The organism is Dyadobacter sp. CY356 (assembly GCF_021440195.1).
Lineage (GTDB): Bacteria > Bacteroidota > Bacteroidia > Cytophagales > Spirosomataceae > Dyadobacter.
The window spans coordinates 1,071,046-1,085,858 of record NZ_JAJTSZ010000002.1; the positions used below are offsets into that span (position 1 = coordinate 1,071,046).

The following is a 14,813-nucleotide window of genomic DNA, read 5'->3' on the forward strand; positions in this document are numbered from 1 at the left end:
AAAGCGGCGATCCTTCAGGCAAGATTTACTGCAAGATTATAAGTCATAAACCCTCCGGCCGAATGTCCGGAAGCATAAATTTTTTGCGCGTTGATATGATAAGCCGAACAAAAATAATCGATCATATCTGATGTGAAGTTGATATCTTTCAACTGGTCGATGGCCCGGTTCCAGCCGTTTCCATCGTTATCCGCATTGGGATATACGACGATAAAATTATTGGCATCTGCAATAGCATCAAAGCCGGTAGCACTCTTAATTCCCGAACCACTTCCACCATCACCATGAAAAACGAATAGCAAGGGAAGGTTCTGCGCTACGGCTGTTCCCGGTGCGTGAAAAACGAAACTTCTGCTCTTTCCTCCTGATGTGATGCTTTGCGTTATATCGATTCCAAATGTTTTGGAAGTAAAAAACAGACACAAAAACAACATGATAAAGTAACGTCGCGAATGTTTCATAACCTGAATATCAAAGTATTAAATACGAAATACTTCTACTAATTTAATATATTTTGTAGAAAATATTTGATACTTAGGTTAAGATGTTACTTAACGGCAATTCTGGAATGATAGAATGATAGAATGATAGAATGATAGAATGATAGAATGATAGAATGAAGTGCGGGAATGAGGGGTTAAGTTCCCGGGATCCAACATTCTCTCATCCTATCATTCAAAATGCTATCATTTTTTAAAACAAGTCGCAACTTCATTCATGAACATGCTGCCGATTGGAATGACGTGTTTGCCTATATGCAAGTGATTCCGTTCAATTTTGCTGACCCGATTTTTTGATATAATAAAAGATCTATGAACACGAATGAAATCCGTTTCCGGTAAAAGTTCTAAAACTTCTTTCATCGTAAGCCGGGACAAAATTTTACTGGTTGGAAGCCTGAAAACCATATAATTACCAGAACTTTCAATAAACAATATTTCATTAAAAAATACCTTGATCTGTTCAAACCCGGATTTTAGAAACAAAAATTCGGGTTTCGGATTTAACGTTTTGGTACGAAATTCCAAAACCTCCGAAGCTTTGTAACAGGCCTTTGCAAAACGTTCTGATGAAAATGGTTTGAGCAAATAGTCCACAGCATCAAGTTCATAACTTTTAACAGCATGTTCGGTATATGCCGTTGTGAAAACAACCAGCGGCTCTTTGCTGAGTGCTTTTAATAGTTCGAATCCTGAAATATCAGGCATTTTTATATCCAGAAAAATCAAATCGACATGATTTTCTTTTATAAAACGAATGGCATCAAAGGCATTAACAAAACTGGCTGATAAGTCTAAGAAAGGCACTTTTGCTGCAAGTGCCCCAATAATTTCCAATGCCATAGGCTCATCGTCGACTGCAATTGCTTTCATTGTTATACTCATGTTGTGGCTATCCTTTCGACATACTTTTCACTACTGAAAACGCAATGTAAGATGAACAAAATATTCTATCTGCGACGCTCTGATTTGTAAATCATATTTCGAAGGATATAATAATCCGAGCCGCTGCCGTACATAATCCAGACCAATTCCTTTGTTCTCATTTTCCGTATCAGACTGATTTTTAGTATGTATGCTATTGTAAACATCCAGTTCCAGTTTATTATTCTCGCACCGGAGCGAAATATTGATCCATGACCGATTCTGCAAACTGATCCCATGTTTGTAAGCATTTTCAATGAAAGGAATCAGCAGCATGGGCGCGATTGAATGCTGGCAGGTATTTTCAGAAATATTTACTTCAACCTTTATGTTTTCAGATTTTGCAAGGCGAAGATTCTGCAAATGAATGTAATCTTTTAAATAATCGACTTCGCGTGCCACCGGGATCATATCAAGATTATTCTCATAAAGCATAAACCGCATCATATCTCCCAGTTTTTGAATTCCTTCAGAAGTCCTGTCAGCACTTTCCTGAATTGCTGTTCCATACAAGGTATTCAATATATTAAAAAGAAAATGAGGGTTGATTTGGGATCGAAGAAATTGTAGGTCAGCGGAAGATTTCCCTAATTCTGTTTTAAGCGAATAAAGCAGTTGCAGCTGGTCTTTATTCTGATTATAAATGAACCAGGAGAATACAACAGCGATCGTAAACACCAGAAAATTGATGGTCAGGAAAGCCATAACCGGCAGAATCTGATGTAAAATTTGCAAAAAAATCATTGAGAAAAATCCCGAAACAATTATGGTGCTCAAAAGTCTTAGCGTGTATCCACGGAGTTTTTCCGGCTCTTTTTTATAATCTGGTATCAGATAATATAAATTGAACAGGTAGATAAAATAACCACACGGAATTATGCAGAACCAGAAAATTGCCAAATCACGGTAATCACTTTGCAATAAAGCAAACAAAATAGCCGCCCAAATCAGGAACACGACGATGACCTCACGAATGATTCTGGTGCGTAAAGATTGGTTATGTACGTCATGAACCAGAAAATTCAAAATCAGATTTTTGACAATCGTATAAGCCAAAAACAATAGAAATATTTTGAAAGTATCAGGGGCACTATCGACCAGACATGCACCAAAGGAAGGACTTGTCAGGATGTTTTCGTGACGGTAATAACCGGCATATACCATAGTCAAAAAGGCATAGGCACATAACCAGAAAAGCACGATGATATTCCATTTTTTTCGTGGCAAATATTTTGGTAAGACCCAGTTATTGAGGAAAATAAAACTGAGATATAAACCAGTTGCAACCGAAAGCCGAGGTAAAAGATGATAGGTGCTATAATTATACACCATACCTTTTTGCGCAAATAACTGCGTCATCTCCCCAATGTATGACTTATGCGGCTCCGATGCAGAGAATGCATTGTTCAGGAAGTGGTAAATACTAAGAACCCAGCAAAGCGTTGCCAGCCAAAATTCACTCAAACGTAGTTTCATATCTTATTTTTTTGACAATGTTAGGGCAGGAATAAACATCAAAAAAATATCAGTGACAGAAACCTCGATCCGTGTGATGAAAAGAAATATGCAAAGCGAATGGTTCATAATCGGAATCGATTATGAACCATTTTAGAATCATAACTGGTTTTTTTCCAGTGCAACAAAATCCTCCCGAACTGGTGTAAAACAGTCAAGAACTTTACATGCTGTTAATGCCCTGGCTGAATGAGGTGCCATAGAAGGGATAAATGCCGCCATACCTTTTGTCAGCAACTGAATTTCGCCGGCAATATTAAATTCGAGTTCTCCTTCCAATACATGACAACATTGCTCGTGCACATGGCTGTGTTCCGGTAAATTTGTGCCGTTTTCAATTGTAAAATAACCAAAAGTCGAATTTTCAGTATGCGCCAGCGTTCCGGAAATCCCGTCCCAGATCTGTACGATTTTGCCTGAATTAAAATTTATAAATGCCATGATAACCGCTTTTTGTTTGATAGAAGAAAGTAGTAAAATTACGAGCTATCTTTTTAAAAGTGTTAAAAGATATAAAACCATTTAACAGATAAAGCAGCACAAGTTATTAACCGTCAAATCCTCAAAACATTATGATTCTCATCAGCACATTGGAAATTGTCTTCCGGAAATCGTTTCCAAATTGATTTCTGGTAAATTATTACATATCTTTATGTTACATATTTCTCACTTTATAAAATTGATTCATCATGAAAAACTCTTTAAAAATACCTCATTTTAACCCTCTCAGGACATCTACACTTATTTCAGTTAAACAATTGTTCTTTAACAGTAAAATTTATAACTGGACATTAATCTAAGCTTTTAAGATCATCATTTATAGTGTAGTAGTATCGGCCAATCTTCCGTTGAGACGATATCATTATATTCATTTCGTATCTGTTATTCAGGTCCCTGGTGATAATTGCCATTTTTTTGGCATCTTATCTTCAGAGCACTGAAAATTTTTGTCTGTCACTATACAAGGTCAGCCTTTGTAAAATTTCAGACAAAACATCGCTGTATCGAAAAAATTCTATGCAAAGACTGAATGGACAAGAAAAACAAGCGATGCTGACACACGGATTGAAATAGTAAATGTTGAGCGTTTCTCATTCTTACGGCATTGCCGTAAAGTTTGATTTCAAACAACGTAAAGGCCAACTGGAAAATTAAACAACCCCTCTTTAAGATGATAACTATTGCCCTCGTGGATAAACATCCGGTTACGCGTATTGGCCTGATAGCTTTACTCAAGGATAACTTTAATGATATATTGATTCTGGAATCGTCCTGCATGACTTCTTTTCTCAAAACAAACGCAAAAAGTGATGTAACTATTCTAGGAATAAATCCCGATTCAAATGCAGGCAATCTTCGCTTTTTAAACAAATCAGGAGATGAAAATACTTTCGGGCCAGTTATTATTTACGATGAAGAGCCGCGCCCTTACCTGGCAATTTCTTTTCTGCGGGCTGGTGTTATGGGATATTTATCAAAACAAAACGATGAAGCAGAACTCATCGAATGTATCACCGATGTTTTGATTGGGATGCGTTATGTGTGCAAAGAGATTCTGGGCATAAATAAAAACGTTTCTGCTTTTGAAAAAACGACCCGGTTGAAAGAAAACAGCAATCTTACTTTTCATGAATATGAAATAGCCCAATACATATGTCAGGGAGTTAATATTTCAGAAATCGCTCAAATTTTTGATAGAAAAACTTCTACGATCAGTACGATTAAAATGAGGATACTTAAAAAACTGAAAGTGAATAATATTCTCGAATTACGAAACCTGATGCTTGTTAATGAAACAGGCATTTGAACGAACTATAATTAAGAAGATACGAAGACGAAGCCTCGGTCTAAACGTTTATAAATGTGCGTAATACTTTATAATCGTTTAGATGTCAATGGTTATTTGTTTATTTATTTGATTTCGAATATCAGATACGTGAGCTTTTCAACAAAATAATCTGAGCTTTTCAACAAAACTATCGTTGGTAAACCACATTACCTTTGTCATATCAATTTAAAACAAAAACGATGACAAAAGTATGGTTTATAACAGGAAGCTCCCGCGGATTGGGACGTAACCTGACAGAAGCAGTTCTTGAAAAAGGTGATAAAGTTGTAGCCACTGCAAGAAATACAGCACAACTGGACGATCTTGTTGAAAAGTATCCTGATCAGATTTTCCCTGTAAAACTTGACGTTACCATTCGCGAAGAAATTTATCAGTCTGTGTCGGATGCAATAGCGCATTTTGGAAGAATTGATATCCTTGTCAATAATGCAGGATTTGGCATAATCGGTGCTGCTGAGGCCTTTACGGATGAACAATTCCGGAGCCAGCTTGATACAAATTTATATGCGCCTATTGAAATTACCCGTGCCATTTTACCTCATATGCGCAAACAGCGTTCAGGACGCATATTGCAGATAAGTTCTGTGGGCGGGCGTGTAGGAAATCCTGGATTAACGATGTATCAGGCTGCAAAATTTGGTCTGGGCGGATTTACCGAGGCCCTGGCGAAGGAAGTTTTACCGCTTGGAATTTTCGTTACCAGCGTAGAGCCAGGTGGATTTCGTACTGATTGGGCAGGCGCGTCAATGAGTTTCGCACCAAAAGTTGAGGGGTACGAAACAACCGTAGATCAACGAGCTTACTATTTTGCAAGCGGGGATTTTGTCCCAATGGGTGACCCCGACAAGGCTGCAAAAGTAATGCTTGACTTGGTTGAAAACCCCGAACCTCCTGTGCATTTGGTGTTAGGAAGCGAGGCCATTGGTATTTTAAAACTAGCGGACGCAGCCAGAACAGCAGAAATGGAAAAATGGATGCCCGTAAGTATTTCCACCGACCATCATGAAGCGGTTAATTTTCTGGATACTGCGTTGGGGAAGCAAATGACAGAATAGAAAAAGTTTCCGTGACGTCAAAATTAATTCTATGATAAGGATCATTTTTCGTTCAGGCCAATATCAGGTTTCAGGCACCGGGGTTTGAAGATTTTTGTATCAGATTATAACAAACTGATACATTATCAACTAACCTACAAACCAGTGAAAACTTATTTCTATATTTTGTTCTTCTCCTGTGCGCTCTTGCTGCTGTTTGCCTGCAATTCTGGTCCTACACAAAACTCGGCAGTAAATATGAAGACTTCTGACAAGGACAGTACTTTCAACATTTGTTATTCTTCTGTTGTTAAAAAAGATACTGTGCTGCTGAATGCTCTGATGTCGGGCGATAGTGTCAGGGGAAGTCTGGGGTATAAACTTTATGAAAAGGATCACAGCAACGGCTCATTGCTTGGTAAAATGTATGGTGATACTTTAAAAGCGACCTGCACATTTATGGTCAACGGTTCAGAGTCAATTCAGGAAGTGATATTTCTAAGAAAAGATTCTTTGTTTATCGAAGGGATCAGTACCCGCAAAAATCAAGATGGTAAAATTGTTTTTGCGCAACCAGAAAAGTTACATTTTGACGGACTGGTATTGAAGCATGTTCCCTGTAAATGAATGGTCTGATTCTAATATTTGTTTAAGTTTAATAAATTTAGCCCGGTACCAGGATAAGCTTTACGCTATAAGCTGCTCCTGATATCGGGCTATTTTGTAGTAAAATACAAATCTTCAAAGATTCAAAATTTCCTGATAGACAAGTTAATTTAAGTCCGGTCAAATCGCAGACTGTGCATTGACACAGATATTATTTATCTTGGACTTATGGAATCAGCTATTGCCCTAACCAAATCGCAGGCACGGAAAATTATCCTTAATGCCGCCGGACTATCACAAAAAGCACAGTTCGGGACCGGGATTGAGGCTGTTTACCGTGTCATTGATCATTTGGGTTTCGTACAGTTGGACACGAATTACGTTGTTGAGCGTGCCCATCACCATGTTATGGCGGCGCGCATACCGGACTATCAAAATGAATGGCTGGCCGAACTTTGTAAGGATGGCAGCATTTTTGAATACTTCACCTCAGATGCCGGGTTTATTCCCATGCACGACTTCTCCTATACGCTGCCTGTTAAAAAAGCTTTTAAAACACAAAGAAAACCCCTCACGGAACAGGAGATCAAGTTAATGAAGGAGATCCTCGACAGGGTGGAAAGAGAAGAGTCGCTTATGGTGGGCGATTTTGAAAATGATCGTCTGGAAGCAAGTTCGGGCTGGTGGGATTGGCGGCCCGCCAAAGTTGCGCTCGAAAGACTTTACCTCGATGGGAGCCTGATGATCACCAGAACCAAAACTTTCCAAAAAGTATATAGCCTGCCACTCGACCTGGTGCCGCGAGATACAGACATAACCATGCCTTCTGATGAAGAATACGCCCGTTTTGTCATTCGCCGTACACTTGGAGCTCTGGGAATTGCCAGCGAGAAAGAAATGGCCTGGCGTGCCCGTTACGTCAGAGGTAACCTGGTGAAAAAAGAAATTAAGAAAATGGCTCAGACCGGAGAATTAGAAAAAGTCGTTATCGAGGAACTGAAAGGTCCTTTTTACATGCTACCCGATCAGGAAATAAATATCAGTTTATCAAATGATGTCTTCATTCTTTCACCTTTCGATATTCTCAACGTCTTCCGCCATCGTTTAAAAGACTTCTTTAATTTTGATTACCAGATTGAATGTTTCGTTCCGGCAGCCAAACGCAAGTATGGTTATTTTTCACTACCGGTACTTGCAGGAGAAACATTTATCGCCAGAATGGATGCCAAAGCCGATCGTAAACAGAAAATACTGGTGGTCCAAAACATCCATTTTGAAACGATTGATCTTGACCAGAATATTATCGAAAAATTTATCCAGGCCCTGAAAGCATTCGTTAAATTCAATCAATGCAGGGGTATTATCTTTAAAAAATGTAATAACGAAATTTATCTGGAAGCGATCAGCCAAAGTTTTTTGGATTAGGCTTCTCATAACAATAATACATTTGATAAAATTGCCGGACATTTTTATTCACTAGCTTAGTGTGCATTTTAATTAATTGTCTGACCCGCCGGACGAAAAACTACTCACATGAATATTGGAAGTCACTATCGTTTAAAAACATTTGTACTCTGGACGCGCAGAACTATTTACTGGCTTTTAATTTGGGCAATTATCCCAACCGTTCTTTTCAAATTCGCGGGTTTTACCTGGCTCACAATTCCATGGGTTCCTATTGCGCTCATTGGAACTGCAACTTCATTTATTGCCGGTTTTAAGAATACACAAACCTACAATCGGCTTTGGGAAGCGCGTCAGATTTGGGGCGGAATTGTTAACAGCAGCCGGACTTTGGGAATCATGACCCAGGGTTATATCAGAACCGGAGACGATGCCCAAAAGGGAATTCACCAACAGATAATCTATCGTCATATGGCCTGGTTAACAGCTTTACGCTTTCAACTCAGAGAATCGAAATCCTGGGAAAATATTAAAACCAAAAAATACAACATAGAATTTCTGACCAATTACACGGTTGAAGAATGGGAGAAAAATCTGGCGGATGAATTAAAACCTTTTTTGTCGGAGCAGGAAGCCGGCTATATTCTTGGAACAAAAAACAGGGCAACACAGATAATTGCATTGCAGTCCGAACATTTAAAAAAATTAAATGAAGATGGGATATTGGATACCTTATGTTATGTAGAACTTGAAAATATTTTGAAAGATCTGTATGATCATCAGGGAAAGAGTGAGCGTATCAAAAACTTTCCATATCCGAGGCAGTTTGCAAGTATCAATCTCTTTTTTATACGGTTGCTTGTGATACTTCTTCCTTTTGGTTTGTTAAATGAATTTGCCAAACTCGGAGAATATGGAATCTGGCTAAATATTCCGTTTAGCATGATTGTTTCCTGGGTTTTCACTTCTCTTGAACAAGTTGGAGAAAGTACTGAAAATCCATTTGAAGGCGGACCAAACGACGTCCCGATCACATCCATGTGCCGAACGATTGAAATTGACTTACGTGAAATGCTGGGTCAGAAACATTTACCTCCGCCGATTACTGCCACTAATGAAATTTTGATGTAATTTTATTATGCCTGAAAGACGAAAAGCTGCCACACGAGATGAGACAGCTTTTCGTTTTTTCAGATCAAACTAAATGTTCAGTTTTCGCTATTTTTCTCCTACATACCTTTCAAAGAATTCGTAGATTCTTAGAATTCTGTCTATCCGCTGGCGAGGATTTCCACTTCTGCTAAGCTCATGTGTTCCTCCCGGCATCCGTACATATTCCACGTCGCGACCAAGTATTTTAAGACTTTTGTATAATAATTCGCTTTGAATGATACCGGTTCTTAAATCATTTTCACCATGTTTGATCAAGAGAGGCGTATGAATATTTTCTACGAAAGTCTGGGGGGAATTTGCATCCAGAACTTTTTTGATTTCTGTCTGCCAGGGATAACCGCCGAAATAATTTGGAACCAGGCTCCACGCATTACCCTCACCCATAAACGTTGTCAGTTCGTACACGCCACGCTGTGCATGCGCGGCTTTAAAGCGATTGTCATGCCCAACGATCCAGGCAGTCAGATATCCTGCATAGGAACCACCCGTTATAACCTGACGCGACGTATCTGCCCAGGATTCTTTTGAAGCCAAACTTGCCGCTGCCAAAACATCTTCCGCCGGACCTGTACCCCAATCCTGAAAATTAGCCTTCATAAAATCAAGGCCATAACCACCTGAACCGCGTGGATTCGCATAAACAACTCCATAACCCTGGGCGCAAAAGAATTGCAGTTCATGCCACATTGATATTTCTCCCGGCCCCCACATGGCTGTCGGGCCGCCATGCATTTGTAACACCAACGGATATTTTTTGCCCGCTTCCACTTTTGCAGGTTTCATAATCCAGTACTCAACAGTTTGCCCTTTGGAGTTTTTCAAAGTATTTTTTTCCGGGTAGCTTAGTAGCTTATCTTTCAGCCATTCTGTGTTATGATTGCTCCGTTTCACTTCTGCTTTCATTGCCAGATCAGCCGTATAAAGTTCCGAAGGGTCGGCTACTTCTGTTTTGGAATAAACAATGGCTGTTGTTGAAATATCAAAGCTGTTGATTCCTGTATCATATCCTGTAAGCTGATCTACTTTTTTGTTTGATAAGGTTAATTTATAAACCGGGAAACCGCCATTAGAAGCTGCTGCGAAATAAAGTGATTTGCTATCAGCCGTCCAGGTAAGGTTTGAAGCAATCCGGTCGAAGTTGGAAATATAAGGTTTTGAACCTGAACCCAATGTCAATATTCCAATATGCCCCTGATCCAGCGTGGAAGGTTTAATAGCAGCCTGTGATGAAATGTAGGCCAGTGATTTGTTATCTTTTGAAATCGTTGGCTTAGTGAAACTATATGCAGGATCGCTCAAAAGTGTAGCACCTATACTGCCATCGGCATTCATAATTACTATCCTGCTGGTTTTGCTGCGGTCGGGATGTTGCAGACTATCACCCTGAGTAACGAAAATAATTTTATTATCAGGTGTCCAGATCGCTTGCCCGTAGCTGTAAAATCCTTTTGTTACAGGTTTTGCTTTGGCACCTTCCTTTGGCTCAATCGTGTATAAATGAGCGAAAGTAAGTTCTGGCTGCGTGGTAGATTCCCCCTGAAAAGTTAGGCGATTGATCACTTTCGCTTTTTTATCCTCCACATCTTTGTCCAGATATGCACGAATTTCGGCAAGAGACCCATCCGGATTTGCCTTGATGGATTTATCTTTTTTCACAAAGTTATTGTTCTGGAATCCCGGCTTTTCCATAGACCACACCGGAACAGCTTTTCCCGGATTTAAGATTGAGTCCTTCAACATTTCACTCATAGAAAGTGATGCAGAGAACATGATCTTGCTGCCATCCGGCGACCACTTCGGATTGGATGCTCCATAACTTAAATCAGTCAGCTGCCAGGCTTCACCACCTTGAACAGGAAGAATAAAAAGCTGGGTCTTTTCTTTAACTTTTCTGGAAAAAACAATTTTAGTACCGTCCGGAGACCACTCGGGGGCGGTTGCGCTTTCGGTTCCGTGGGTTAAGGCAACCGGCTCATTTTTGTTGGTAAGATCTACGAGATAAAGGTGTGTCCTGTAATCATATTCAAACGGAGAATCAGGTAAAGGTTCAACAGTTAAAAGTGTGTAAATGGCCTGTTTCTCAGAAGGAGAAATGGCGATATTTCCCACCTGCCTGACTTTTGTCAAATCACTTACTTTAATTTTTTCCTTTTGCTGTGCCTGCGCTGAAACTGACCAGATCAGGAATAAAACATATAATTTCTTCATAAGGTTGAAATTGTATAACGGGTTATAGTAATTGGGAGTTGCTGCAACAATTTAATATAAATTGTAGAAAATCGATGATGAAAATTCCGGTATATGGAAGAAGAATTATTGTTTTGCATAGAATAAGGAATGGTTGATGAAAGCACCAACCATAAGACGAAATAAATTGTGGTTAGTGCAAACACCAACCACAGCAGAAATCTTCATTTCAATTGAACAAACCTGATTTGTTATGGTTTCGCTTTTTCCAGATAGCCGTTATCGCCAAGCCAGTCAGCCATGCGTTGTGGCCACGACTTGATACTTTGCCACGGAGAGCGGTTTCCCATGTTAAACCCGTGATCTCCTTTTGTATACAAATGAGCTTCCACAGGCCGTTTTGCTTCCCGATATTTCACTAATAAACTCGTGGTCGTAACCGCGCAGCAGGGATCATCATTGGCTGCCAGCAAAAAAGCAGGCGGCGCATCCTGAGCAATTACATCTGGAATGCCCAACGGACCGGGATATATGAGCATCTGAAAGTCCGGTTTACCATCTAATCTGTCAACAGGATCCTTTGCCGCCGGATCTCCTTTTCCAGATTCATACGCAACAGCCGCAACCACTTCACCACCGGCAGAAAAACCCAACATACCAATGCGGCCGTTATCGATTCCGTATTCCTTTGCCAAACTTCTCACTTGCCGTATGGCACGCAACCCGTCTTCACGTGGCTGTTTTTCCAGTGAATAGGGAGAGCCCTCTTCTCTTGGAAGACGATATTTTAAAACGAAAACGGTAATGCCGAGTTTCGCCAGATACTCTGCCGGTTCTGTTCCCTCTGCATTGTAGACAAGCAATCTGAATCCACCGCCCGGACAAACCACAACCGCCGTTCCGTTTGCTTTTTCCGTGGGTGGAAGAAACACCTGAAGAGAAGGATTATGAATATTTTTCACCCAATAATCCTTAGCGGATTCAGCCTCCTTCGATTTTGCTTCGAAACCCGGAGGCCCGTTTTTCCATAACGGGATAATTGTCTGTGCTTGTTGTGCGCTGGCTATGTATGTGGTTAATGAAAGAACCAGCAAGAACATGATTCTCATTTTAGTGACTGGGGTTAAGGAAGATTTCATTTAGGGTATTTAGGTATTTTTCGGATATGGATGGAATTGAAGGAAATCTGAAATTGTAATGATTGAAGTTTTTTCAAAAGGATGTAACGCTAATAAATCTTTATCTCCGGTTATTAAAAAATCTGCGTTACCATCTATTGATAATGATAGTAAAAAATTATCCTTAGGGTCTCTGCAAACATCGGTTTTTGTAATAACAGTTACAAATTCTGCATATTCTTCAATAGTTTTCAAAATTTGCTCAACATCTTCCTGAGGAAAAAATTTTTTAAATTTCGGTCTTTGCGCGACTTCCAGGAATTCTTCAAGTAATTCAGCACTGAAAATTAGGGTACCCTGCTTCGAAAAGATTATCTCATCGAGCTTAGAAAGGTCTTTTGTTATGAGAAAGCTGATCCAAAGATTTGTGTCAAGGATTATTCTCATATAATTATTTTGCATAACGCCCGCTTCTCACTAATTCTACCTCCGCTGTTATTTCATCAATTGAGGGGACCATTTTTGCATTTGTTCTAAGTTTTTCTAAAACAGATGTAAAGCCATTTGTCGATGAATCCAGAATTGAGATTAAATTCATGTCAGCAAGATCCTCCAATAATTTCTCTGCCTTCGGATTCAATATTTCTACCTTTAGAGTATTCATACTTTTCTTTAATAAATGAGACCTAATATACAAAAATTCTGACAGATATTTATTCCTGCCAATTACTGCTACGTCCGCCACTTAAACGATTTGTTATCAATTGCTCGCATGGTACACAAAATACCATTCAAATGATCATATTCATGTTGCAGCAATTCGGATAAATCATCCGACACTTCCCATTCCTGCTGATGCCAGTTTTCATCAAGATACCTTATTGTTAAACTTTTATGACGTTTTACCCGGACTAAAAGATTAGGAAAACTCATACAATCATCCCAAAGCTCGAACATTTCCTTGCTTAATCCTGTAATTTCAGGGTTGATAAAAACAACAGGTTTATCAATGTTCATATAGATCAGCCTCTTCATAATGCCAAGCTGCGGCGCGGCAATAGCCCGTCCGAAACTGTATTTTATCCTGATTTCCTTCATCACATTATCCATATCCGCAACCCATCCCTTAACCAGCGGTAATTCTGTTTGCAAAACGGGGTCGCACACTTCATAGAGAAGCGGATTACCCAGTTGAAGCATATCATGCAAACCTTTCATTTATCAGATCCTTTTTAAAACAAACACTATTTTCAACGCCAATGTACTGACCATAATTAGGAATATTTAAGTAGCCGTTTTTCTTATAAAGATTAATAGCTTCCGGCTGCCTTTTCCCGGTTTCAAGGACACAACTTTTATAAGATAACTCCGATGCCCATTTTTCCAATTCTGTCAATATAGCTGTTGCGATCCCCTTACCCCGGCCTTCGGGTGCCGTGTACATGCGTTTCATTTCCATACTGTCGGGCATGAATTCCTTCATCGCCCCATAACCGACGGGTCGATTATTTTCATAAGCAACAACGGTATGTTTTATTTTGTCGATTTTGTTGAATTGGGAATAAAATGTATGATCTGCACCATCCCGTATAGCAAGATCTGCGTCAAGTTTTTTTACAAGCTGAATGAAATCCGGATCATCGGAGTTGGTACGAATTAGGTTGATCATATATATATGCGGTGATATTTTCATTTGGGCAAGAAAACAAATATAATTTCCCTAAAATATTTATTCTCTTACAAAGTTTTCCAGATAGCTATTGATTTCCCTACGCTGTAAGGTGTTTGCGTCATTGTCCATGTCAGAATGTTTTGTGTCGGCTAATGCGACGATTTGTATTCTATATTTCTTTGCATCGATTGCTGTTGGCAACACCCCGTCGTCAGCCGGTAAGTCGCATGAACGTATGGAATACACTTTTGGCTGCCTTGTTTTGGGAAGAGGCATCCGCCGGTTATCCAGAGTTATTATTTTATCAACAAGTTCTGGATATTTTGTGGCAAATAAAGCGGTCATATCGCCGCCATTCGAGTGGCCGATTAAAATAAGATTTCTATTATCAACATATGGAAATCTTATTTTTAGTTCATTCAAAACAAAATGAATATTTTCTACTCCACGTTCCCAATTAGATTTTCTTGTGACCTTAAAAGGCTCTTTCATTGCCAGAAGACTATCAGTTGACAATTCATGTTGGATACTCGCTACAAAATAACCTAGTGAAGCAAGATTCTCGGTCAGATAAGAATAAATCTGATAATCACCTCCTTTATTTTCACCATACCCATGACTAAAAATCACCAGCTTCTGATTCCTAAACTTCTTATCAGTTTTTGGTGAATACAACATCACCGGAACCAGCCGGTTTCTCGCCTTATCAAACAAATTTATACTGTCAGTTTTAAATTGATATGTGGGTTGGGGCGACTGTGCCGACAGATTACAGGCGAAAATTATTAGGATCAGTAATTGGTAAAAAACAATTCGGGTCATTCTTAGCGT

Annotated in this window: 16 protein-coding genes; 5 read left to right on the top strand and 11 right to left on the bottom strand. The window is 39.4% G+C overall.

Features of this window, described 5'->3' with window-relative positions:
* Window positions 1-14: 14 nt before the first annotated feature.
* From LXL81_RS10830 to LXL81_RS10845, 4 genes are all read right to left on the bottom strand, one after another.
* The gene (locus LXL81_RS10830) at window positions 15-461 is read right to left on the bottom strand and encodes a PHB depolymerase family esterase (RefSeq protein ID WP_234646797.1); all 447 of its coding nucleotides are present in this window, start codon (window positions 459-461) and stop codon (window positions 15-17) included.
* A 225-nt stretch (window positions 462-686) separates the two neighbouring features.
* Window positions 687-1,373: a LytTR family DNA-binding domain-containing protein gene (locus LXL81_RS10835; protein ID WP_234646798.1), complete on the bottom strand. Its 687-nt coding sequence runs from the start codon at window positions 1,371-1,373 to the stop codon at window positions 687-689.
* Between the two features lie 42 nt (window positions 1,374-1,415).
* Window positions 1,416-2,900: a sensor histidine kinase gene (locus LXL81_RS10840; RefSeq protein WP_234646799.1), complete on the bottom strand. Its 1,485-nt coding sequence runs from the start codon at window positions 2,898-2,900 to the stop codon at window positions 1,416-1,418.
* Window positions 2,901-3,038: 138 nt separating this feature from the next.
* Entirely contained in the window at window positions 3,039-3,380 is a 342-nt protein-coding gene (locus LXL81_RS10845) for a cupin domain-containing protein (protein WP_234646800.1), read from the bottom strand.
* A gap of 730 nt (window positions 3,381-4,110) precedes the next feature.
* Between LXL81_RS10845 and LXL81_RS10850 the strand changes: the two genes are divergently transcribed.
* The 5 genes from LXL81_RS10850 (at window position 4,111) to LXL81_RS10870 (ending at window position 8,963) form a co-directional block, all read left to right on the top strand.
* Window positions 4,111-4,746 (top strand): response regulator transcription factor, encoded by a 636-nt coding sequence (locus tag LXL81_RS10850; protein WP_234646801.1) that lies wholly within the window; start codon window positions 4,111-4,113, stop codon window positions 4,744-4,746.
* A 194-nt stretch (window positions 4,747-4,940) separates the two neighbouring features.
* Window positions 4,941-5,843 carry an oxidoreductase gene (locus LXL81_RS10855; RefSeq protein WP_234646802.1) on the top strand — a complete coding sequence of 301 codons (903 nt, stop codon included), beginning with the start codon at window positions 4,941-4,943 and terminating at the stop codon, window positions 5,841-5,843.
* A gap of 237 nt (window positions 5,844-6,080) precedes the next feature.
* On the top strand, window positions 6,081-6,449 hold the full coding sequence (locus LXL81_RS10860; RefSeq protein WP_234646803.1) for a hypothetical protein: 369 nt from the start codon (window positions 6,081-6,083) through the stop codon (window positions 6,447-6,449).
* 207 nt (window positions 6,450-6,656) lie between these two features.
* Entirely contained in the window at window positions 6,657-7,853 is a 1,197-nt protein-coding gene (locus LXL81_RS10865; RefSeq protein WP_234646804.1) for a winged helix-turn-helix domain-containing protein, read from the top strand.
* 108 nt (window positions 7,854-7,961) lie between these two features.
* Window positions 7,962-8,963: a bestrophin family protein gene (locus LXL81_RS10870; protein WP_234646805.1), complete on the top strand. Its 1,002-nt coding sequence runs from the start codon at window positions 7,962-7,964 to the stop codon at window positions 8,961-8,963.
* An 87-nt stretch (window positions 8,964-9,050) separates the two neighbouring features.
* Here the strand turns inward: LXL81_RS10870 and LXL81_RS10875 are convergent, their stop codons facing one another.
* From LXL81_RS10875 to LXL81_RS10905, 7 genes are all read right to left on the bottom strand, one after another.
* Entirely contained in the window at window positions 9,051-11,213 is a 2,163-nt protein-coding gene (locus LXL81_RS10875; RefSeq protein ID WP_234646806.1) for a S9 family peptidase, read from the bottom strand.
* Between the two features lie 230 nt (window positions 11,214-11,443).
* Window positions 11,444-12,301 carry an alpha/beta hydrolase gene (locus LXL81_RS10880; protein ID WP_234646807.1) on the bottom strand — a complete coding sequence of 286 codons (858 nt, stop codon included), beginning with the start codon at window positions 12,299-12,301 and terminating at the stop codon, window positions 11,444-11,446.
* A gap of 39 nt (window positions 12,302-12,340) precedes the next feature.
* Window positions 12,341-12,772, bottom strand: coding sequence for a putative toxin-antitoxin system toxin component, PIN family (locus tag LXL81_RS10885; protein ID WP_234646808.1), 432 nt, complete (start codon window positions 12,770-12,772; stop codon window positions 12,341-12,343).
* Window positions 12,762-12,974, bottom strand: coding sequence for a hypothetical protein (locus LXL81_RS10890; protein ID WP_234646809.1), 213 nt, complete (start codon window positions 12,972-12,974; stop codon window positions 12,762-12,764). Before LXL81_RS10890 ends, LXL81_RS10885 begins: the two co-directional genes overlap by 11 nt.
* Before the next feature lie 68 nt (window positions 12,975-13,042).
* Window positions 13,043-13,528 carry a peptide deformylase gene (locus LXL81_RS10895; protein WP_234646810.1) on the bottom strand — a complete coding sequence of 162 codons (486 nt, stop codon included), beginning with the start codon at window positions 13,526-13,528 and terminating at the stop codon, window positions 13,043-13,045.
* Window positions 13,512-13,979, bottom strand: a complete 468-nt coding sequence (locus tag LXL81_RS10900) for a GNAT family N-acetyltransferase (protein ID WP_234646811.1) — start codon at window positions 13,977-13,979, stop codon at window positions 13,512-13,514. Before LXL81_RS10900 ends, LXL81_RS10895 begins: the two co-directional genes overlap by 17 nt.
* Window positions 13,980-14,039: 60 nt before the next feature.
* A complete protein-coding gene (locus LXL81_RS10905; protein WP_234646812.1) occupies window positions 14,040-14,804 on the bottom strand; it encodes a serine aminopeptidase domain-containing protein in 765 nt (254 codons plus the stop codon).
* Between the last annotated feature and the right edge of the window lie 9 nt (window positions 14,805-14,813).